The sequence below is a fragment of the Caballeronia sp. GAWG1-1 genome, from assembly GCF_023631465.1.
GTDB lineage: Bacteria > Pseudomonadota > Gammaproteobacteria > Burkholderiales > Burkholderiaceae > Caballeronia.
In genome coordinates this window covers 49,320-69,206 of the sequence record NZ_JALQDB010000007.1, presented here as the reverse complement: position 1 = coordinate 69,206, position 19,887 = coordinate 49,320, and the positions used below count along the sequence as shown (strand labels likewise).

Sequence of the window (19,887 nt, the reverse complement as noted above, 5' to 3'; positions counted from 1 at the left end):
TGAAAGATCCTCAAACCGCTACCCGCTGAAAAGCGGGTTGCCTTAACTGCCTCAAACACAAAAAATCTGACAGTCCCGGCTAATGGAACAGAACATGCAAAACCAAGACGTTCAGAGCAATGCCTAGCCCGGCAAAACAGAAACCGTCGCGAGCAGCGATCGCTGGGTGTGGCGTAATGCGTGGCAGATTTCGAAATGCGGCAATCACAATGCCCGTGCACGCGCCAAACATACATACCAAGTAACCCGCCCAGCCCAGCGTAAATGTGCTCCAGACATGCGCGATCGCCGTGAATGTACCGTACGCGAGCGCGACGCCGCCAAGTAACTCGATGGGCGGTCTAAACAGTAACGCGGTGCCTAGCGCGAGCACCTGAGGCATCCACCAGAGTGCCAGTTCGGGCCAGAAGTTGATTCCGTTTGTAGTGCAGTAGGCATCAATGGCAACCATGTACGCTAGCGAGATCCCGACAAATCCAACTCCAGAAGCGTGTCGCATAGTTTCTAGTCAATGACATACGTAAGAAGTCCTGCGGACGTAACGGCTGTGAAAGTAATTTACACCCCTTCAACGGCAGCTTTTTAGGGAATTTGAATGGCGGCTTAGGGTCGCAAAGCCTCTCTCACAAAAAGGCAAAACAGAGACACCTCGAATTTCAAACCCCGTCAGCAAAAAAACTCCAACTTCCACGCCCACATCCATCTATCGACCACCTACCGTCAAACCCCCTGCCCGCGCCTCAACAAACCATCCCCCAAGTATTTCCCCCCACCCTGGCTTAGAATGACACCGACCCCGGGCCCCCACCGCCCATCCATTCACTCGCCGATGGACCTCCGCACAAGAAGCCCATCGTCGCGCCGCCCGAGTGCCTCAAGCGCGCATCGCACGTCACGCGCGTTTCGCATTCGGCAATGCCACTGCCTGACGCCATGCCAACCACTTCGCCGCAGTTTGCCCCGCTAGCCCAACTCGCCGCCGATCTGAAAAGCGGTCGCACCACCAGTCGCGCACTCGTCGAATCCGCGCTCGAACGTATCGCCAATCCGGCCGGTCAAGGTTCCATCGTTTTCACGCATGTCGATGCCGCCCACGCCCGCGCCGCCGCCGATGCCCTCGACGCGCTGCGCCGCGCCGGCACCGTGCTTTCGCCGCTCGCGGGCATCCCCGTTTCCGTGAAAGATCTCTTCGATATCGAAGGGCAAGTCACGCGCGCCGGCTCCCGCGCGCTCGCCAGCACCGCACCCGCCCAAGCCGATGCCGTGAGCGTCGCGCGCCTGCGCCGCGCAGGCGGCGTGATCGTCGGGCGCACCAACATGAGCGAGTTCGCGTTCTCCGGGCTTGGCCTGAATCCGCACTTCGGCACGCCGCACTCGCCGTATCGCGCAAACGTGCCGGGCGACGAACGCATCGCGGGCGGCTCGTCGTCAGGCGCGGCGGCATCGGTGGCGGATGGCATGGCGGCCATCGCGCTCGGCACCGACACCGGCGGCTCCATCCGCATCCCCGCCACGATGTGCGGCCTCACCGGCTTCAAACCCACCGCCAGCCGCATTCCGAGGCAAGGCGGCGTGCCGCTGTCCAAATCGCTCGATTCGTTCGGGCCGATAGGCGTCTCGGTCGCGTGTTGCGCGCTCGTCGATCGCATTCTCGCTGGCCGCGAACCCGATGTGCCCGCCACGCGTCCGCTCGAAGGCGTGCGCCTCGGTGTGCTCACCAATTACGTGACGGACGGCCTCGATCCCGCCGTCGCCAGCGCCGTCGATACGGCCATCAATCATCTGTCGGCGGCGGGCGCGCTCGTGGAAGACGTGCGCTTCGGGCCGCTAGATCGTCTGCCGGACATCAGCCGCTTCAGTCTCGTCGCCATCGAAGCATATGCGTGGCATCGCAAGCTGCTCGCCGATCACGCCGCCGAGTACGATCCGCGCGTGCTCGAACGTCTGTTGCGCGCCGAGTCGGCGAGCGCGGCGGATTACATCGACCTGTGCGAAGCGCGCGCCGCGATGATCGACGAAGCGCGCACGACACTGTGGCAGCGTTTCGACGCAATTCTTTGCCCGACGGTGCCGGTTCTGCCGCCGCGTATCGCCGAGCTGGAACAGGACGACGGTCTCTTCACGCGCACGAACGCGCTCATCCTGCGCAATCCCACGACCTTCAATTTTTTGGATGCCTGCGGGCTGTCGCTGCCCTGTCATCGGCGTGGCGAGGCGCCCGTGGGGCTCATGCTCGCGGGCGCGCCGCACGCGGACGACACGCTGCTCTCCATCGGCCGGGCAGTCGAAGCGGTGCTCGATACGACGCGCTAATGTTTCGCGCCGGACGTTCGCGCTAGAATTCCTCCGCGATCTCCCGCAACTCAGGTGCTTCTTTCTCGAATCGTTGCGAAACAAATGAACAACCATCTAAATCACTTTACGATGCATCAGGACGACCGCTCCCTCGGCCGCGAGAAGCGCTTGCTCGTGTTGCTCGGGTTCGTGAGTCTCGCGCTCGTTGGCGGAGCGTTGTATCTGCAGTTCTTCCAGGGCGAAGACCCTTGCCCGCTTTGCATCATTCAGCGCTACTTCTTCGTGCTGATTGCCGTGTTCGCCTTTCTCGGCGCGGGAATGCGCGGCTGGCGCGGCGTCGCGCTGCTCGAATTGCTGGTGGTGATCTCCGCGCTCGGCGGCGTCGCGACGGCGCTGCGCCATGTCTACGTGCAGTCGCATCCCGGCTTCAGTTGCGGTTTCGACGCGCTTCAGCCTATCGTCGACAACCTGCCGCCCGCACGCTGGCTGCCGCAAGTGTTCAAGGTCGCGGGCCTGTGCGAGACGCCTTATCCGCCCATTCTCGGGATCTCGCTGCCGCAATGGTCGCTGATCGCCTTCGGGGTGATTTTCCTGCTCGTCGGCGGCAGTCTGCGTCTGAAACGCAAGCTGCGCGCCGCCGCGCGCTGATTCCGCCACGTTTCATCCCCCTTCCCCGGCGCGGGCTTTTACACGGCCCGCGCGTCTTGCCTCTTCCTCGCATCAGCACATCCGCATAATCTGGATACGGTCCCGACAATCTTTTTGAGATATTGGGATGTTAAGGTCGTGACTGGATGGCGATCTACGTGCGCGCAGTCCGTTTGTTCAAAGGCAGCCAGCGTCGAATTCGACGGCAACCCATGAAGCAGGCGGAAACCGCGTAACGCGCGCCCGGTCCGCAATGTCCCCGAGTCGCTCATGACAACGCAAACCATCCGCTTCCTTCACCACGGCGCCGTTCGTGAAATCGGCGACGCGCCCGCCACGCGCACGGTGCTTCAGCATCTGCGCGAGGAAGACCTTTGCACCGGCACCAAGGAAGGCTGTGCCGAGGGCGATTGCGGCGCCTGCACGGTCGTCGTGGGCGAGCTGGACGCCAGCGGCGAACTCGCGCTCAAGGCGGTCAACGCCTGCATTCAATTCCTGCCGACGCTCGATTCGCGCGCGCTCTTCACCGTCGAAAACCTGCGCGCCGAAGACGGCGCGCTGCATCCCGTGCAGCAGGCGCTCGTCGATTGCCACGGCTCGCAGTGCGGCTTCTGCACGCCGGGCTTCGCCATGTCGCTGTGGGCGCTGTATCACGCGCATCCGCCCGAAGCCGGGCCGCCTTCGCGCGATGAGATCAACGCCGCGCTCTCGGGCAATCTGTGCCGCTGCACGGGGTATCGGCCGATCGTGGATGCCGCCGAACGCATGTTCGACTATCCGCGTCCCGCCTTCGATCGTGCCGCGCTCAAAGACGCGCTGGCTTCGCTGCGCCGTTCGGCGACGTTCGAATATCGCGCGCCGGACGCACGCGGCGCGGCTTTTGGCACGCCCGCGTTCACCGCGCCCGTCACGCGCGCTGAATTCGCGCGCCTGCGTGCAGCGAATCCGAATGCACGTCTGCTTGCGGGCAGCACGGATGTCGGCTTGTGGGTCACGAAGCAATTTCGCGATCTCGGCGACGTGCTGTTTATCGGCAACGTCGATGAACTGAAGCACATCGAGCGTGACGCCGAGACGCTGACCATCGGCGCGGCCGTATCGCTCGAAGAGGCTTACGCCGCGCTGACCGCCGATTACCCCGAACTCGCGGAACTGTGGACGCGCTTCGCCTCGCGGCCTATCCGCAATGCGGGCACGCTCGGCGGCAACGTCGCGAACGGCTCGCCGATCGGCGATTCCATGCCCGCGCTCATCGCGCTGAATACCGAAATCGTGCTGCAAAAAGGCGAGCGTACGCGCACGATGCCGCTCGATACCTTCTACCTCGGCTATCAAAAAACCGCGCTCGAAGCGGGCGAATTCGTCGCGGCGATTCGCGTGCCGCGGGCATCGGCCGACTTGCGGTTTCGCACGTACAAGGTCAGCAAGCGTTACGACCAGGACATCTCCGCCGTGTGCGCGGCGTTCGCCATTCGTTTGGCCGACGACAACCGCGTTGCAAGCGCGCGCATCGCGTTCGGCGGGATGGCCGCGACGCCCAGGCGCGCGGCCGCCGCCGAAGCCGCGCTGACCGGCCACGAATGGTCCGAAGCCAGCGCCCGCGCCGCGATGGCCGCGCTCGATGCCGACTTTCAGCCGCTCAGCGACATGCGCGCGTCGAGCGCGTATCGGGCGAAGGTGGCGCGCAACGTGCTGTGGCGCTTCTATCTGGAAACGCGCCGCGCCGCGCCGCTCGCGCTCGCGGAACTCAACGCGTTTGCGTTCGGCGCACACGGGATCGAGGCGTCATGACGCGGCCCTTCCCGATCCCGATCCCGATCGCCGCGATCACGCCACTGCGCGCCAGCGTCCAAAAGGACCCGCGATGAACAAGGCCAGCGAACCTATCCAGCTCGATGCCGCGCTCGACGCCGCCGGCGCCTCGCTGCCGCACGAGTCCGCGGCGCTGCATGTGAGCGGCGAAGCCATTTATACCGACGACATCGCCGAATTGCGCGGCACGCTGCACGCGGCGCTCGGCTTGTCGCGTCATGCGCACGCGCGCATCGTCTCGCTCGATCTCGACGCGGTGCGCGCCGCGCCCGGCGTCGTCGCCGTACTCACCGCCGCCGACATTCCCGGCGAGAACAATTGCGGCCCCGTTCTGCACGACGACCCGATCCTCGCGGTCGACGAAGTGCAGTATCTCGGCCAGCCGGTCTTCGCCGTCATTGCCGAGACGCACGATCTCGCGCGCCGCGCCGCCGCGCTCGCGAAAAGCGAAGACGTCGTGCGCTACGAGCCGCTCGAAGCCGTGCTCACGCCGCGCGAAGCGAAAGCGCGCAAGGAGTTCGTGCTGCCGCCGCTGCATCTGCGGCGAGGCGATCCGGACGGACGAATCGCCGCGGCCAAACATCGGCTGTCAGGCGAATTCGAAGTCGGCGGACAGGAACAGTTCTATCTCGAAGGACAAGTCGCTTACGCCATCCCAAAAGAACAGCACGGCATGCTCGTGCATAGTTCGACGCAGCATCCGAGCGAGATGCAGCAAGTCGTCGCGCACATGCTCGCCTGGCCGACCAACGCCGTGTTGTGCGAATGCCGGCGCATGGGCGGCGGCTTCGGCGGCAAGGAATCGCAGTCGGCCGTCTTCGCGTGCGTCGCCTCGCTGGCGGCGCATCTGCTCAAGCGTCCGGTGAAGTTGCGCGCCGATCGCGACGACGACTTCATGATCACCGGCAAGCGCCACGACGCGGTCTACGAATACGAATGCGGCTTCGACGACGACGGCCGCATCACCGGCGCGCGCGTGGAAATCGCGCTGCGGGCGGGTTATTCGGCGGACTTGTCGGGCGCAGTCGCGACGCGCGCCGTCTGTCATTTCGACAACGCCTACTTTCTCGGCGATGTCGATATCCGTGCGTTTTGCTGCAAGACCAACACGCAGTCGAACACGGCGTTTCGCGGCTTCGGCGGCCCGCAAGGCGCGCTCGTCATGGAAGTCATGCTCGACGAAGTCGCATATGCGTTGAAGCGCGATCCGCTCGACGTGCGACGCGCGAATTACTACGGCATCGACGAGCGCAATGTCACGCCGTATGGTCAGCCGGTCGCGAATAACGTGATTGCGCCGCTCACGGACGAACTCATCGCAACGAGCGAATACGAATCGCGCCGCGCGCAAATCGCCGCGTTCAACGCGAAAAGCGCGGTGCTCAAGCGCGGTATCGCGTTCACGCCGGTCAAGTTCGGCATCTCGTTCAACGTGCCGTTTCTGAACCAGGCGGGCGCGCTCGTGCACGTCTACAAGGACGGCTCCGTGCTCGTGAATCACGGCGGCACGGAAATGGGCCAGGGGCTCAACACCAAGGTTGCGCAGGTGGTGGCGAGCGTGCTCGGCATCGGCTTGCAGCGCGTGCGCGTGACAGCGACGGATACATCGAAGATAGCGAATACATCGGCGACGGCGGCATCGACGGGAAGCGATCTGAACGGCAAGGCGGCGGAAGCGGCGGCGCTCACCATCCGCGCGCGTCTGGCGGAACTCGTGGTGAAGCAGCTCGGCGGCGCGGCCGCGGACGTGCGCTTTCATGGCGGCGTGGTGCAGGTCAACGGCGGGCAGATGCCGTTCGAGCAACTCGTGTCGGCCGCGTATCTCGCGCGGGTGCAGTTGTGGTCGGACGGCTTCTATGCCACGCCCAAAGTCCATTGGGACGCGCGGACGTTGCAAGGCCATCCGTTCTATTACTTCGCGTATGGCGCGGCGGTGTCCGAAGTCGTCATCGATACGCTCACCGGCGAATGGAAGCTTCTGCGCGCCGATCTGCTGCACGACGCCGGGCGCTCGATCAATCCGGCTATCGACGTCGGTCAGGTGGAAGGCGGCTTCATTCAGGGCATGGGATGGCTCACGACCGAGGAGCTCTGGTGGAACCGCGACGGACGCCTGATGACGCACGCGCCTTCCACTTACAAGATCCCGGCGATCAGCGACACGCCGCCCGTGTTCAACACCACGCTTTATCGCAACGACAACGCCGAGCCGACGATTTTCCGGTCGAAAGCGGTCGGCGAACCGCCCTTGCTGCTGGCGTTTTCGGTGCTGCTGGCAATCCGCGCGGCCATCGCCGCCAATACGGCCGATGCCGCTCACGCACCGCCGTTGCGCGCGCCCGCGACGCCCGAAGCGATCCTCGACGCGCTCGATGCATCCGTAACACAAAGCGCGGCCGCCGCCCCGGTAAACTAACGCCTGCGACAACGCAAAAGACTCTGGAGCCCCTCGATGCAAGTTTGGCTGACCGACCTGCAACACCTGCTCGCGCACGGCGATGCCGTCGTGCTCGTGACGGTCGCGCGTGTCGAAGGCTCCGCGCCGCGCGAGCCGGGCACGAAAATGATCGTCACGCGCGAGGAAGCCCGCTATACCATCGGCGGCGGCCATCTCGAATGGAAGGCGATCGAAACCGCCCGGCAAGTGCTGAAGGACGGCCAGCGCCGTCCGCACATGCGGCGGCTCGAGCGTTTCGCGCTCGGTCCGAGCCTCGGCCAGTGCTGCGGCGGTGCGGTCGTTCTGTCGTTCGAGCGGCTCGATGTCGGCGATCTCAACTGGGTGACGTCGCTCGCGAAGCGCACGGCGCAAGGTCTTTCGACCGTGCGTAGCGTTTCGTTCGCGCCGATGCCCGATGCCGTCATGCTCTCCGACCCCGAACCGGGCGCCGAAGACACCGACTGTCTCCTGTGGGACGGCGCGGGCTTCGACGAAAGCGGCGCGCTGCTCACCGAGACCATCGCGCCGCGCGACTTCCAGGTCGTGCTGTTCGGCGCGGGCCATGTCGGGGCCGCGCTCGTGCGCGTGCTCGCGACCTTGCCGTGTCACGTCACCTGGGTCGACGAACGCGACGCGGCCTTCCCCGCCGCGCAGTTCGTGCCGGATAACGTGAGCATCGAGCCGAACGACGCGCCGGACGAAGCCATCGACCAGGCGCGGCCCGGTACGTACTTCATCGTGATGACGCACAACCATACGGTGGATCTCGAACTCGCCGCACGAATTCTCGCGCGTGGCGATTTCGCGTTCTTCGGCATGATCGGCTCGCATACCAAGCGCAAGCAGTTCGAGCACCGGCTCGCGGCGCGCGGGATCGACCCCGCGCGTATCGGCCGGATGGTGTGTCCGATCGGTATCGACGGCATCGTCGACAAAGCGCCCGAAGTGATCGCCGTTGCAGCGGCAGCCCAACTGCTGCAAGCGGTCGAAGCCAACGCCAGCACTTCTGCGTCGTCGCAGCAGACCGCCTGACTAGCCGCAGGCGGAAGTCCCAGCCCCAACAAAGACAAGCCCATGAATCCCACACTCGCCGACAAGATTGCGCGCGCGCCCAAGGCGGAGCTGCATATCCATATCGAAGGATCGCTCGAACCCGAGCTGATTTTCGCGCTGGCGAAACGCAACGGCGTGACGCTCGCCTACGATTCCATCGACGCCTTGCGCGCGGCCTACGCCTTCACCGATCTGCAGTCGTTCCTCGACATCTACTACGCCGGCGCGAGCGTGCTGCTGCACGAGGAAGACTTCTACGACATGACGATGGCCTACGTCGAGCGCGCGCTCGCGGACCACGTCACGCATACGGAAATCTTCTTCGATCCGCAAACGCACACCGAACGCGGCGTTTCCATCGACACGGCGGTGGCCGGTATCGAGCGCGCGCTCGCCGAAGGCGAAAAGCGTGGTCTCACGTCGAAGATCATCCTGTGCTTCCTGCGCCATCTTTCCGAGGAAGACGCGCTCGCCACCTTCGATGCCGCGTTGCCGCTGTTCGACCAGTACGCGCATCGGCTGATCGGTGTCGGGCTGGATTCGTCGGAGCGCGGCCATCCGCCGTCGAAGTTCGAGCGCGTGTTCGCGAGGGCGCGCGAACGCGGCCTCAAGCTCGTCGCGCACGCGGGCGAGGAAGGCCCGCCGTCGTATGTCTACGAAGCGCTGGATCTGCTCAAGGTGGATCGCGTCGATCACGGCGTGCGCAGCATCGAAGACGCGGCGCTCGTCGCGCGTCTCGCCGACTCGCGCATTGCGCTCACGGTCTGCCCGCTCTCGAACATCAAGCTCTGCGTGTTCGACGACATGGCGAAGCACACGCTCAAGGACCTGCTCGATCAGGGCGTCGCGGTCATGGTGAATTCGGACGATCCCGCCTACTTCGGCGGCTACGTCAACGCGAACTATTTCGCCATCGTCGATGCCCTGAAGCTCTCGGATCACGAGGTCTACACGCTCTTGCGCAACAGCCTCGAAGCCTCGTTCGTCACCGATGAAGAACGCGCCGCGATGATCGCGCGCCTGGACACGCACTGGAAGCAGTAAGAAATGGAAAGCACGGCAACAACTCAACGCGACGCCACCGCGCTCGAACGCTTCTTCGGCGTGCGCGCGGCGGGCTCGCTCGTCAAGACCGAAGTCGTCGCGGGCATCACGACGTTTCTCACGGCGATGTACATCATCGTCGTCAACCCGGGCATTCTTTCGCAGGCGGGCGTGCCGTTTCCGGCGGCGCTCACGGCCACCGTCATCGTCAGTTTTCTCGGCAGTTGCGCGATGGGCCTTTACGCGCGCAATCCGGTGCTCGTCGCGCCGGGCATGGGCATGAACGCGCTCTTTGCGTTCGTCATGGTTCACGGCGGCAAGATGCCGTGGCAGACCGCGCTCGGCTGCGTGTTCTGGGCCGGCGTGATCTTCGCGGTGCTCGCGATCTTCAACGCGCGCAAGCTCGTGGTCGATGCCATTCCCGACAATCTGCGGCACGCGGTTTCGTGCGGCATCGGCTTGTTCATCAGCCTCATCGGGCTCGTGAACGCGAAGTTCGTCGTGGGCGATCCGGTGACCATCGTGCATTCGGCATCGCTCAATCCGGTGGTCATCACGTTCCTGATCGGGCTTGCCGTGACGACCATATTGGTGGCGCGCAAGACCACCGGCGCGCTCATGCTCGGCATCGTGTTCACGACGATCATCGCGATTCCCATCGGCCGCTATTGGGGCGACGGCACCGCTTACTGGCCCGCCGCCATCGCCACGAAAACGCTCGTCAACTGGAACGGGTTCGTGTCCGCGCCGGACTTTTCCGCACTCGGCCAGCTCGATTTGATCGGCGCGCTGAAGGTGGCCTACTGGCCGTTCATCTTCGTGATGCTGTTCACCTCCTTCTTCGACGCGCTCTCCACTTTCATGGCGATCTCCGAAGCCGGCAAGCTCTACGACAAGGACGGCAACCCGCGCAACATCCGCCAGTCGATGATGGTCGACGCCTTCTCCGCGCTCGTTTCCGCGCCGCTCGGCACGAGTCCGGCGAACGCGTATATCGAGTCGGCGGCGGGCATTTCGGCGGGCGGGCGCACGGGACTCGTCGCCGTCGTCGCGGGCCTGTGCTTCCTGCCGTTCCTGTTTCTCTCGCCGCTTCTGTCGCTCGTGCCCGCCATCGCCACCGCGCCCGCGCTGGTGCTCGTCGGCGTGTTCATGATGGAAGCCATCACCAAGATCGAATGGCAGCGCTTCGACGAAGCCATTCCCGCGTTCCTCGCGATGATCCTCATTCCGCTCACGTATTCGATCACGGACGGTGTCGCGTATGGCTTTCTCGCGTTCGTCGTGCTCAAGTCGGCGACAGGACGCGCGAAGGAAATCAAGCCGGCGATGTGGATCATCGCGGGCTTTTCGTTAGTGCTGCTTTCACAGCTTTGAAAACCACGAGATTGGAGACGTTGCATCATGACTCAAACCGCCTACCGCGCCCAGCTGCTCACCTTCCGGGAAGATCCCGCGCATGCCGCCGACGGCGCGGTCCATGAGGCCGATGGCCTCTTGATCGTCGAAGATGGCAAGGTGGTCGCGGCGGGTTCGTATGCGTCGGTGCGCGACAAGCTCGCCGCGGACGCCACCGTGCATACTCTGCGCGACAAGCTGATCGTGCCGGGCTTCATCGACTCGCACATCCACTATCCGCAGACGGACATGATCGCGTCGCCCGCGCCGGGCCTCTTGCCGTGGCTCAACACGTACACGTTTCCGACGGAACGCGGCTTCGAGAATCCGGCGGTCGCGCGCGAAACGGCGAGCTTCTTCATCGACGAACTGCTGGCCAGCGGCACGACCACCGCGCTCGTCTATTGCACGGTCCACAAGCAATCCGCCGATGCCTTCTTCACCGAAAGCGAAGCGCGCAACCTGCGCATGGTCGCGGGCAAGGTGCTGATGGACCGCAATTGTCCCGAGTTCCTGCGCGACACCGCGCAGTCGGGCTACGACGACAGCGACGAACTGATCGGGCGCTGGCATGGCCGCGGGCGTCAGCAATATGCGCTCACGCCGCGCTTCGCGCCGACCTCGACGGAAGCGCAGCTCGAAGCCTGCGGCGTGCTCGCGCAGAAGCATCGGGACGTGTTCATCCAGAGTCACGTGGCGGAGAACACCGACGAGATCAAGTGGGTCGAGAGCCTGTTTCCGGGACACCGCAGCTATCTCGACATCTACGATCACTACGGTCTGTTGCGACGCCGCGCGGTGTACGGCCACTGCATCTATCTCGACGATGCCGACCGTCAGCGCATGGCCGAAACGGGCGCGGTGGCGTCACACTGTCCCACGTCGAACCTGTTTCTCGGCAGCGGCCTCTTCGACTTCGACAAGGCCGGCGCCTCGAACATGCCGGTTGCGCTCGCAACGGACGTCGGCGGCGGCACCTCGTTCTCCATGCTGCAGACCATGAACGAAGCGCACAAGGTCGCGCGTCTGACGGGGCATCATCTGACGGCGACGCGCATGTTCTGGCTCGCGACGACGGGCGCGGCGCAAGTGCTCGAACTCGACGACAAGATCGGCACGCTCGCGCCCGGCAGCGAAGCGGATTTCGTCGTACTCGACCCGGCTGCGACGCCGCTGCTCGCACGCCGCACGCAGCGCGTGAATACGCTTGAGGAACTGCTGTTCGCGTTCGCGCTTCTCGGCGACGATCGTGCGGTGTACGAGACGTATGCGGCCGGCAAGCGCGTGCATTCGCGCGAGCGTCGGCAGACGGCGGCGCTGGAACTGGCGGCGTAGTCGAACATTACGCTGCGTAGTTCCGCGAAGTTCGGGTTACTGATTGCTAACCGGCAGCCAGTAGCCCGTTTCTTTTTAGAACGATGGCCGCCATTCGAGCATGGCGTGTGCATAGCGGATAAAGTGGAGCCTCCGCGTTCAACCATTCGTTCGCAATGGCCTCCATGAAGCACACCGCGCGCACTTCCCGCATCGCCGTCAAGACCGCTCTCGTTTCATTGCTCGCGTTGCCGGCGCTCTGTCAGGCTTTTGGAATCGAAGGCCCGCTCGACTGCCATTCCAACGCGCATGATTTCATCGCGCCGCTCCTGGAAACCAATCTCATCGAAACCAAGCCCATGCGCGTCGAGCCGAATTCGATCAACGCGTTCCGGCCGGTCAAGGGCGTGAATCTCACGGCTTACGGATTCAAGATTTACGCGGTGGTGGGATATCAGAAGAACGATCCGATCTTCAAGGAAGGCAAGGGCGACCCGATCGGCGATTCATCCTACGGTGCAGTCGTCTGGGGCGGCGACGACGAAGTGCTGAAGAAGGTGCGCGATGCGGGCAGCGACGCGGTCGTACACCACGTCGCGCCCTTCATCACGGCGATTTTTTGCAAGCGTTCCTAGCGCAGCAATTCCGCGACCGACGAAAGCAGGCGCTGCATGTCGTTGGAATCCAGCGCGCCCATCGTCGAGATACGGAACAGTTCCTTCGACAAGCCGCCCTGCCCTGCGTAGATGACGAAACCTTTCGCCTTCAACGCGTCGTGCAGCTTCTCGTAATTCACGCCAGCAGGCAGGCGATACGCCCGCAATACCACCGACGACTCCTGCGCCGGCAACGCGCTCTCGATGCCGAGCGCAGCCAGACCCGCGCGCACCTGCTCGGCGAGCGTCGCGTAACGCCGATGCCGCGCGCGCCAGCCGCCTTCTTCCTCGAACTCGCGGAGTGCTTCGACGAGGGCGTAATACGCATGCACCGATGGCGTGAACGGCGTATTGCGCTCGTCCTGCAGTTTGGCCAGACGCGCGATGCCAAGGTAGTACGTGCGGCTCGCGGCGTTCTGCAAGGCATCGCGCCGCGCGATGACGAACGCCGCGCCCGGCACGCCGTGCAGGCATTTGTTGGCTGTCGCCGCCACCGCGACGATGCCGGCGCCGTCGAAGTCGATCGCCTCGGCGCCGAAGCTGCTGACGGCATCGACGAGCAGCCCGATGCCGCGTTCGGCGCACGCGCGTGACAGCGTGTCGAGCGGGTTCAGGCGCCCCGTCGTGGTCTCGTGATGGATGATCGCGACATGCGAGAAGCCATCGAGACGCGCGATGATCGCATCGGTATCCGGCGCCTGCATCCACTCGTATTTCACGACTTCATGGTCGATGCGGTACTGCTTCGCGATCTGCGCGATGCGCTCGCCATACACGCCGTTCTCGACGATCAGAAGCCGCCCGCCTTCCGGCACGATGCCCGCAATCATGCTCTCGACGGCCGCCGTGCCCGAACCGGTCATCAACACGGCGCTCCACTTCGCGGGATCGAGTTCGTAAGCGGCGACGAGACGCTTGCGCGCTTCGTCCTGAAGGTCGAAGAACTCCGGCTCGCGATGGCACAAGTCGGTCTGTAAAAGGCTCTTGCGCACGCGTTCGGACAACGTGACGGGACCAGGATTGAGCAGCAGCATCAGCGGTCTCCAATGTGTCGTTGCAGACGCGCGCGCACGTCTTCGGGCGTGATCTTCGGACGCGGCAAGTCGCCCGGCGTGCCGGCGCGAATCGACAGTCGGGCAAAGCGCGCGCCCTTCGCGTCGCGCGCTTGCAGCAGGCGGTCGATCACGCCGATGTCGTCGCCATCGAGCGCGAGCGCGTAGCCGCACGCGGAAGCGATCGACGCGAAATCGACACCGCGCGAAACCGTCGCCTGACCGCCGGTGGATTCGTGTGCGCCGTTGTCGAGCAGCAAGTGCACGAGGTTCGGCGGCCCGTAAGCGCCGAGCGTGGCGAACACGCCCATGCGCATGAGCGCGGCGCCGTCGCCGTCGAGCGCGACCACGGTCAGGTCCGGGCGCGACAGCGCGAGGCCGAGCGCCATCGGCGTGACGCAGCCCATCGAGCCGACGAGATAGAGCTGGTTCGCGCGGTCATCGATTGCATAGAGTTCGCGGCCGCAAAATCCCGTCGACGCCAGCACGACCGTTTCGCCGGCAGGCGTGTTCGCGATCACGCGTTCGAGCGCCGCATGACGCGTCACGCGCTCGCCATCGAAGCGCTGCACGGCGGCAGGCGTGGCGTTCGACTTGACGCCCGACAAGCCGGTTTTCTTGAGCTCGAAAGGCGCGACGCTGCCCTTTTGCATGACGAGCGCATACGGGCGGCCCGTCTTGTCCATATACGCCGTCGCGCGGTCGAGCGCCGGACCGATAGCTTCGCTTTTCGTCGGAAACAATTCCCACGGAATCTCCATCGTTTCGAGCATCTGCGGCGTCACGGGACCCATGAGCGCGTGTTGCGGCTCATCGGCGACGCCTGGCTGGCCGCGCCACGTCACGATCAGCAACTGCGGCAGGCGAAACGTCCACGTGAGCGACGTCAGGGGACTCACCGCATTGCCCAAGCCGGAGTTCTGCATCATGGCGATGCCGCGACGTTTGCCCGCGCCGCCGAGCGCGACGCCCGCGATCAGCGCGACGGCGTCGCCTTCATTCGCCGCCGAGACGTAATGCAGCGAGTCGTCCTGCAGCACGTAGTTGATGAACGGCGTGAGATACGAGCAAGGCACGCCCGCGTACCAGTCGAAGCCACGCGCGCGCGCCGCTTCGACGAACCCGGCAGCTTCAATCACGCTCGTTCTCCGTGCCGACCGGCATTTGACCGTGCGCGAAATCGCCGGCGCGACGGAAGTCGTCGAGGTCGTTCACGCCGCGCCAGTGGCCATGCACGTATTGCACTTCGACCTTCTTGCCCGCCGCGACCAGTGCATTGAGCAGCGCGGCCATGTCGAGCTTGTCGAAGCCGGCGCGTTGCTGCAATTGCTTGAGCGTGGTTTGCAATGCTTCTCGCGCGTTGGCGCGCACGTTGATGAGGCCGATCCAGCGGCCTTGCGGTGCGCGGCCATCGGTCAGATTCTGGCCCGCGCCGACCACGCTTTGCAGCCAGACTTTCTGGCCGAAGAGCGAGCGGTCGTCGGCGTGCGAGCAATACGCGAAGTCGGTGCCGCTCGCGCCCGCTTGCGGCGCCTGCGACGAATCCACCACCACGCAGAAGTCGCTATCCGATTCCACCAGATCGCGCAGGATATAGCTGCGGAACAAAAGATCGCCGTACGAAAGCACGGTGTCGCCGCTCATATGCTTCACGGCACACGCGAGCGATGCCAGCTCGCCCGTCGTCTCGTGCTCCGCGTTGACGACGAGACGGATACCGGACGCATCGATCGCATCGGCGCGATAACCGCCGACCACCGTGATGTCGTTGATGCCTTCCTTTTTGAACGCTTCGGCCAGATGGCGCAAGAGCGGCTTGCCCGCGACCGGCAGCATGACTTTCGGACGCTCGGCGGTCAGCGCTTCGAGGCCCGCGCCACGGCTTGCCGCCAGCACCACGGCGCTGCGTTGCGCGTTGGCCGAACTCAGATAGATGTTCTCGGCGGCCGAGTATTCGTCGGCATCCTGCAGACGGAAAATTTCGTTGACCGACGCAATGCGGTCTTCCACGTTGATAAGCGTCTCGCTATCGTGGATTTCCTTCGCGATGGCCTGCATGGCCGAGACCGCGCCGCGAATCAGATGGTTCGCCCAGATCACCGTGCTGATGCCCGCCTGACGGAACACATCGGTCGGCGTGCTGTAGTACTTCGTCGGCACGATGACGAGCGGCCCGCGCCCGGCCCATTCGCGCGCGAAGGTCAGGATTTCGTCGGGCTTCGAGAGCTTGCTGTGAATCAGGATGGCGTCCGCGCCCGCCTGGCGATACGCCTCGGCGCGCTTCAACGCTTCTTCCATGCCCCAGCCCGCGATCAGCGCTTCCACGCGCGCGACGATGGAGAAGTTCGGGTCGCTCTGCGAGTCCTTGCCGGCTTTGATCTTGCCGCAGAATTCGTCGATATCGGCGAGCGGCTGCGCTTCGCCGTTGATGAAGCTGTTGGTCTTCGGAAACTGCTTGTCTTCGATACACACGCCCGCGATGCCACGCTGCTCCAGCTTCTTGACGAGCCGGCGCACGTTGTTGAAGTTGCCGTAGCCGGTGTCGCCGTCGAGGAGAATGGGCAAGTCGCTGGCGTCGGCCATGAATTCGAGGTTGTCGACGACCTGCGTCCAGCTTGCTTCGTTGTTGTCGCGCACGCCGAACTGCGCGGAGATCGACAGGCCCGAGCCCCAGATCGCCTTGAAGCCCGCTTCCTTGGCGATGCGCGCGGAAATGCCGTTGTGCGCCTCCATCAGGAATTCGAGGCGATTGCTTTGCAGCATCTCGCGCAGGCGCAGCGTGCGCGAAAAACCGACGGGAAGTTGCGAGGGTGCGTTCATTTCAGGGCTCCGGCAAACTGACTGAGGGCGTTCAATTGCGGCAGCACGTCGAGAGCCGCGCGCGTCACGTCGTTTTGAAAGTCGATTTCGATCCACGGTGCGCCGGTGACATCGGCGATATCGAACGCGTGGCGCTTTTCCAGCAACAGGTCGCGCACCGCTTCTTCATGCGGCAAGTTCGCACGGCCGGTTTCCACATAATCCGCGACGATTTCGGCCAGGCGCTGCGCCGTCTTCTGATCGAAGCGAAAGAATCCCACCGATTCGCCGATCGTGTCGTAATCCAAGCCCGCCGCCACTTGCTTGCGCAGTTCGACCGGCACGCCGTGCGCCACGCACAGCTTCACCGGCTCGTCGCCGGCTTCGAAGTCGCGGTCGATCAAAAGACGGTTCACCGAGCCGCCCGCCACCAGCGGCGCGAGAATGCGTTCGTCGTAGAGCACGTCGGCGTCCATCAGGAGGACATCGCCGCCGCGTGTCATGGCGTCGCGCGCGGTATGCACGGAGAGCACGCTGCCAAGCGAGAAGTCGGCGTTGATCACCGTTTCCGTCTTGGGCTTCCAGTCGATGCCCGCCAGTTCCGCTTCGATCTGTTCGTGCTTGAAGCCCGTCACGAAGACGACTTCATCGACACCGGCTGCCTTCAGCAAGTGCAGATGGCGCTCAAGGAGCGACGCGTCGCCGAAACGCAAGAGACACTTCGGCTTTTGCTGGCCTTCGGGCTGCACGAGGCGCAAGCCCATCCCGGCCGCAAGGATAATTGCGCGCATGGTGTGATTCCCTTCGAGGGTGGTTCAGTCGATTTCCGGCACACGCGCGAGACGGCGGCGCTGCCAGCCTTTTTCAACGAAATGCAGATAGACGATGCCCGGCACGCCAAGCAGCAACTCGCGCGCACGTTTCACAAGCGACAGCGCGAGCGCCGCTTCGGGCGGCAGGCCGACGAGACGTGCGAGCAGCAGATAGCCGCCTTCCTGCACGCCGAGCGAACCGGGAATGGCGAACGCCGCGCCGCGAATGGCCTGGCCGAGACTTTCGAGCAGCAGCGCTTCGGTCCAGCCGACCGGGTGCCCGAGCAGACTCAGCGCGAGCCACACTTCGCCCGTGCCGACCACCCAGCCGACGAGGCTCAGGCCGAAGCTCGCCGCCACCTTGCCGCGTTCGCGATACATCTCGTGGACGGCGGTATCGACCGCTTCGGCGCGTGTGACGAGCGAAGACCAGTCGTGCTTCTTCGAGAAGCGCGCCGCGATGCCGGAGGCGAAGCGCATGGCGCGACCGAAAAGACCGCGCCGCTGCGCCAGATAGAAGCCGAGAATCATCGCGCCGATCACGCCGATGACCGCGAGCACCGCGATCCGTACGGTGGAAGCGGAGCCGCCCGTCGCGTAACCGGTGAGGAGCACGACGCCGACCAGCGCGAAAAGCAATTGCGCGACCGTTTGCATGGTCGTGCTGACGGTAATGACCGCGGCGGCGTCGCGGGCGCGCATGCCGCGCTGCGTGAGATAGCGGACCATGAGCATCGGTCCGCCGATCTGCCCGGCGGGCATCAGGCTATTGACCGATTCACCCGTCCAGCGCGCAAGCAAGGCATCGCGCAAGGAGACGTCGCGTTCCTTGTTCGAGAAGAGACTGCTGATAGCGATTGCATCGATGAAAAGCGGCACGAAATGGAACGCCGCGACGGCGACGAGTCCCCAGCCCGCCGCGGCGAGCGTCGAGGCCACGGAGCCGAAGCCTTGCCAGCCGAGCAGCGCGACGAACAGAACCACGCCGGCCGACAGCAGGAAAGTGCCAGCGCGACTCATGCGGCGCCGTTCTTGCCGCCCTTGCGGCGAAAGACCTGCTTGAAACCGAAGTACGCGATCGAATCTTTCATGTTCGAGATGAAGCGCTGAAACGGCTTCATGTTCGGGTCGGTCACGTATTCGAACGTAAGCGAGACGCGCATTTCATTTTCGCCGAGCGGCGTGATGCGATGACGCAGCTTGTCGCCGTCGAAGAAGACGAGCGCGCCCGGCGGATACTGCACCGAGCCCGGCTGATCGGGAATCCCGGGCGTGCGCGTGTGCAGTTCGTAGTCGAGACGGCAGGAGGAGTCGTCGATGACACCGAGCAACAGCGTGTAACGGCGGCCGTTGTAATACGAAGTGTCGTAGTGCCAGCCGATGTGATCGCCTGGCCGCGTATAGAAATACAGCGCGTAGGCGTGCGCGTCGTCTTCGGGCGAGAGTTGCAGGTTGTCGCCCGTCAGCGTTTCAAGCCACGCGATGAGCGCTTCCGAGCGGTACAGGTCCGCGATGAACGGCGCAAGCTTGTCGAGCGTATGACGGCTCACGCTGCCGCCCGCCTTGTGCCCCGGCAAGTAATTGCGATTCACGGCGGGCAGGACATCGTGCACGGCGGCGATCAGGCGTTCGGTGTAATCGCGCGGCAGAAAGTCTTCGAGATAGAGAAACGCGCCCTGCTTGTCGTAGTCCTGGCGCAATTGCGGCGTCGGCAGCGCCGAGATGCGCGCGGACAACGTCGTGTCGATGTCGCGCGCGCTCGGCGTGGCCTTGCTGGTCCCGTTGCTCGTTTCGTTGAGCTTGTCGTGAAGTGGGGTTGCCGTATCGCTCATCTCACCGCCTGGAAGTCCTTGCCGTTCTCGCTACGCGTTTGCGCCTGGCTCGCGCTCGAGCTCTTCGCGCGACGCTCGCGACGCATCACGCGTTGATAATCCACCGCCACGTAGATCGCGAAAAGCGGCGCGCCGATGGCCGCGGCGATCAGAAACGGCGTCATGCCGTTCAGGATGGTAATCACCGGCAGCAGGTAAAGCACGTCCTCGGTTTCGAAGCCCGCCATCGACGCCTGCTTCGTGGCGGCCTTGCCGACCGTCGACTCGATCCGCATGCGCAGGAAAAAGATCAACGCAACGGCAATGCCCGCGATGCCGCCGAGCCACTGCGCCGAAACGGGCCACGCCGGATGATGCACGCTCACGTAAAAGCCGATGCCCGCGAACAGCAGCACGGTGACGAGCGCATCGCACGCGAGGTCGTACAGGTGGCCGATCCTGCTCGACTGACCGCTGATACGCGCGAGCTCGCCGTCGGTGTGATCGACCAGATTCGACAGTGCGATCAGCAACGCGCCGAGCGTGCAAAGCCAGAACGAACCGAGCGACAAATAGTACGCGCCGCCAAGACCGATGGCGAGCCGTAGTGTCGTAAGGTGATTGGGCGTTACCGGCGTTCCGACGAGTGGCGTGACGAGACGGCGGGCAATGCGCGCGTCCCATGTCGATGGTTCGGGAACGGCTTTCGGGCTGGGCGGACACGATTTTGTCATCACGCGAATATATCGCTATTTCGCG

Annotated in this window: 17 protein-coding genes; 9 read left to right on the top strand and 8 right to left on the bottom strand. The window is 64.3% G+C overall.

From position 1 onward, the window contains the following. Positions 1–79: 79 nt before the first annotated feature. The gene (locus NCT03_RS04075) at positions 80–451 is read right to left on the bottom strand and encodes a hypothetical protein (RefSeq protein ID WP_250492019.1); all 372 of its coding nucleotides are present in this window, start codon (positions 449–451) and stop codon (positions 80–82) included. Positions 452–933: 482 nt separating this feature from the next. Here NCT03_RS04075 and NCT03_RS04070 point away from each other — a divergent pair, with 482 nt between their 5' ends. From NCT03_RS04070 to NCT03_RS04030, 9 genes are all read left to right on the top strand, one after another. Next, a complete protein-coding gene (locus NCT03_RS04070) occupies positions 934–2,313 on the top strand; it encodes an amidase (protein WP_250492018.1) in 1,380 nt (459 codons plus the stop codon). A 111-nt stretch (positions 2,314–2,424) separates the two neighbouring features. Continuing rightward, entirely contained in the window at positions 2,425–2,943 is a 519-nt protein-coding gene (locus NCT03_RS04065; protein ID WP_244827988.1) for a disulfide bond formation protein B, read from the top strand. Between the two features lie 270 nt (positions 2,944–3,213). Then, entirely contained in the window at positions 3,214–4,734 is a 1,521-nt protein-coding gene (gene xdhA, locus NCT03_RS04060) for a xanthine dehydrogenase small subunit (protein ID WP_250492017.1), read from the top strand. 73 nt (positions 4,735–4,807) lie between these two features. Next, the gene (gene xdhB / locus NCT03_RS04055) at positions 4,808–7,171 is read left to right on the top strand and encodes a xanthine dehydrogenase molybdopterin binding subunit (protein ID WP_250492016.1); all 2,364 of its coding nucleotides are present in this window, start codon (positions 4,808–4,810) and stop codon (positions 7,169–7,171) included. A gap of 36 nt (positions 7,172–7,207) precedes the next feature. Continuing rightward, positions 7,208–8,224: a xanthine dehydrogenase accessory protein XdhC gene (gene xdhC, locus NCT03_RS04050; protein ID WP_244827396.1), complete on the top strand. Its 1,017-nt coding sequence runs from the start codon at positions 7,208–7,210 to the stop codon at positions 8,222–8,224. 42 nt (positions 8,225–8,266) lie between these two features. After that, positions 8,267–9,289, top strand: coding sequence for an adenosine deaminase (locus NCT03_RS04045; protein ID WP_244827395.1), 1,023 nt, complete (start codon positions 8,267–8,269; stop codon positions 9,287–9,289). A gap of 3 nt (positions 9,290–9,292) precedes the next feature. Continuing rightward, positions 9,293–10,663, top strand: a complete 1,371-nt coding sequence (locus NCT03_RS04040; protein WP_244827394.1) for an NCS2 family permease — start codon at positions 9,293–9,295, stop codon at positions 10,661–10,663. Between the two features lie 27 nt (positions 10,664–10,690). Then, on the top strand, positions 10,691–12,019 hold the full coding sequence (guaD, locus tag NCT03_RS04035; RefSeq protein WP_244827393.1) for a guanine deaminase: 1,329 nt from the start codon (positions 10,691–10,693) through the stop codon (positions 12,017–12,019). 164 nt (positions 12,020–12,183) lie between these two features. After that, positions 12,184–12,633: a hypothetical protein gene (locus NCT03_RS04030; RefSeq protein ID WP_244827392.1), complete on the top strand. Its 450-nt coding sequence runs from the start codon at positions 12,184–12,186 to the stop codon at positions 12,631–12,633. On the opposite strand, the gene NCT03_RS04025 is transcribed toward NCT03_RS04030, so the two are convergent. The 7 genes from NCT03_RS04025 to NCT03_RS03995 are packed head-to-tail and all read right to left on the bottom strand — an operon-like array spanning position 12,630 to position 19,862. Continuing rightward, the gene (locus tag NCT03_RS04025; protein WP_250492015.1) at positions 12,630–13,688 is read right to left on the bottom strand and encodes a 2-aminoethylphosphonate aminotransferase; all 1,059 of its coding nucleotides are present in this window, start codon (positions 13,686–13,688) and stop codon (positions 12,630–12,632) included. The genes NCT03_RS04030 and NCT03_RS04025 overlap by 4 nt on opposite strands. Continuing rightward, positions 13,688–14,845 carry a phosphonopyruvate decarboxylase gene (gene aepY / locus NCT03_RS04020; RefSeq protein WP_250492014.1) on the bottom strand — a complete coding sequence of 386 codons (1,158 nt, stop codon included), beginning with the start codon at positions 14,843–14,845 and terminating at the stop codon, positions 13,688–13,690. The genes NCT03_RS04025 and aepY overlap by 1 nt, the downstream gene beginning before the upstream one ends. Beyond that, positions 14,838–16,526, bottom strand: a complete 1,689-nt coding sequence (gene aepX, locus NCT03_RS04015) for a phosphoenolpyruvate mutase (protein WP_250492013.1) — start codon at positions 16,524–16,526, stop codon at positions 14,838–14,840. Before aepX ends, aepY begins: the two co-directional genes overlap by 8 nt. After that, positions 16,523–17,296, bottom strand: a complete 774-nt coding sequence (locus tag NCT03_RS04010; protein WP_250492012.1) for a phosphocholine cytidylyltransferase family protein — start codon at positions 17,294–17,296, stop codon at positions 16,523–16,525. Before NCT03_RS04010 ends, aepX begins: the two co-directional genes overlap by 4 nt. A 24-nt stretch (positions 17,297–17,320) precedes the next feature. Next, positions 17,321–18,337: a flippase-like domain-containing protein gene (locus tag NCT03_RS04005; RefSeq protein ID WP_250492011.1), complete on the bottom strand. Its 1,017-nt coding sequence runs from the start codon at positions 18,335–18,337 to the stop codon at positions 17,321–17,323. Next, positions 18,334–19,149 carry a HalD/BesD family halogenase gene (locus NCT03_RS04000; RefSeq protein WP_250492010.1) on the bottom strand — a complete coding sequence of 272 codons (816 nt, stop codon included), beginning with the start codon at positions 19,147–19,149 and terminating at the stop codon, positions 18,334–18,336. The genes NCT03_RS04005 and NCT03_RS04000 overlap by 4 nt, the downstream gene beginning before the upstream one ends. Continuing rightward, positions 19,146–19,862 carry a CDP-alcohol phosphatidyltransferase family protein gene (locus NCT03_RS03995; RefSeq protein WP_244827987.1) on the bottom strand — a complete coding sequence of 239 codons (717 nt, stop codon included), beginning with the start codon at positions 19,860–19,862 and terminating at the stop codon, positions 19,146–19,148. The genes NCT03_RS04000 and NCT03_RS03995 overlap by 4 nt, the downstream gene beginning before the upstream one ends. Positions 19,863–19,887 lie beyond the last annotated feature (25 nt).

What these genes read in the sequence shown, in the direction of transcription:
- aepX (WP_250492013.1), bottom strand. Translation starts at nt 16,526, where the DNA reads ATGAACGCACCCTCGCAACTTCCCGTCGGTTTTTCGCGCACGCTGCGC.
- NCT03_RS04000 (WP_250492010.1), bottom strand. Translation starts at nt 19,149, where the DNA reads ATGAGCGATACGGCAACCCCACTTCACGACAAGCTCAACGAAACGAGC.
- NCT03_RS04010 (WP_250492012.1), bottom strand. Translation starts at nt 17,296, where the DNA reads ATGCGCGCAATTATCCTTGCGGCCGGGATGGGCTTGCGCCTCGTGCAG.
- xdhA (WP_250492017.1), top strand. Translation starts at nt 3,214, where the DNA reads ATGACAACGCAAACCATCCGCTTCCTTCACCACGGCGCCGTTCGTGAA.
- NCT03_RS04070 (WP_250492018.1), top strand. Translation starts at nt 934, where the DNA reads ATGCCAACCACTTCGCCGCAGTTTGCCCCGCTAGCCCAACTCGCCGCC.
- xdhB (WP_250492016.1), top strand. Translation starts at nt 4,808, where the DNA reads ATGAACAAGGCCAGCGAACCTATCCAGCTCGATGCCGCGCTCGACGCC.
- NCT03_RS04075 (WP_250492019.1), bottom strand. Translation starts at nt 451, where the DNA reads ATGGTTGCCATTGATGCCTACTGCACTACAAACGGAATCAACTTCTGG.
- NCT03_RS04040 (WP_244827394.1), top strand. Translation starts at nt 9,293, where the DNA reads ATGGAAAGCACGGCAACAACTCAACGCGACGCCACCGCGCTCGAACGC.
- NCT03_RS04005 (WP_250492011.1), bottom strand. Translation starts at nt 18,337, where the DNA reads ATGAGTCGCGCTGGCACTTTCCTGCTGTCGGCCGGCGTGGTTCTGTTC.
- NCT03_RS04025 (WP_250492015.1), bottom strand. Translation starts at nt 13,688, where the DNA reads ATGCTGCTGCTCAATCCTGGTCCCGTCACGTTGTCCGAACGCGTGCGC.
- NCT03_RS04045 (WP_244827395.1), top strand. Translation starts at nt 8,267, where the DNA reads ATGAATCCCACACTCGCCGACAAGATTGCGCGCGCGCCCAAGGCGGAG.
- NCT03_RS04065 (WP_244827988.1), top strand. Translation starts at nt 2,425, where the DNA reads ATGCATCAGGACGACCGCTCCCTCGGCCGCGAGAAGCGCTTGCTCGTG.
- guaD (WP_244827393.1), top strand. Translation starts at nt 10,691, where the DNA reads ATGACTCAAACCGCCTACCGCGCCCAGCTGCTCACCTTCCGGGAAGAT.
- xdhC (WP_244827396.1), top strand. Translation starts at nt 7,208, where the DNA reads ATGCAAGTTTGGCTGACCGACCTGCAACACCTGCTCGCGCACGGCGAT.
- NCT03_RS04030 (WP_244827392.1), top strand. Translation starts at nt 12,184, where the DNA reads ATGAAGCACACCGCGCGCACTTCCCGCATCGCCGTCAAGACCGCTCTC.
- NCT03_RS03995 (WP_244827987.1), bottom strand. Translation starts at nt 19,862, where the DNA reads ATGACAAAATCGTGTCCGCCCAGCCCGAAAGCCGTTCCCGAACCATCG.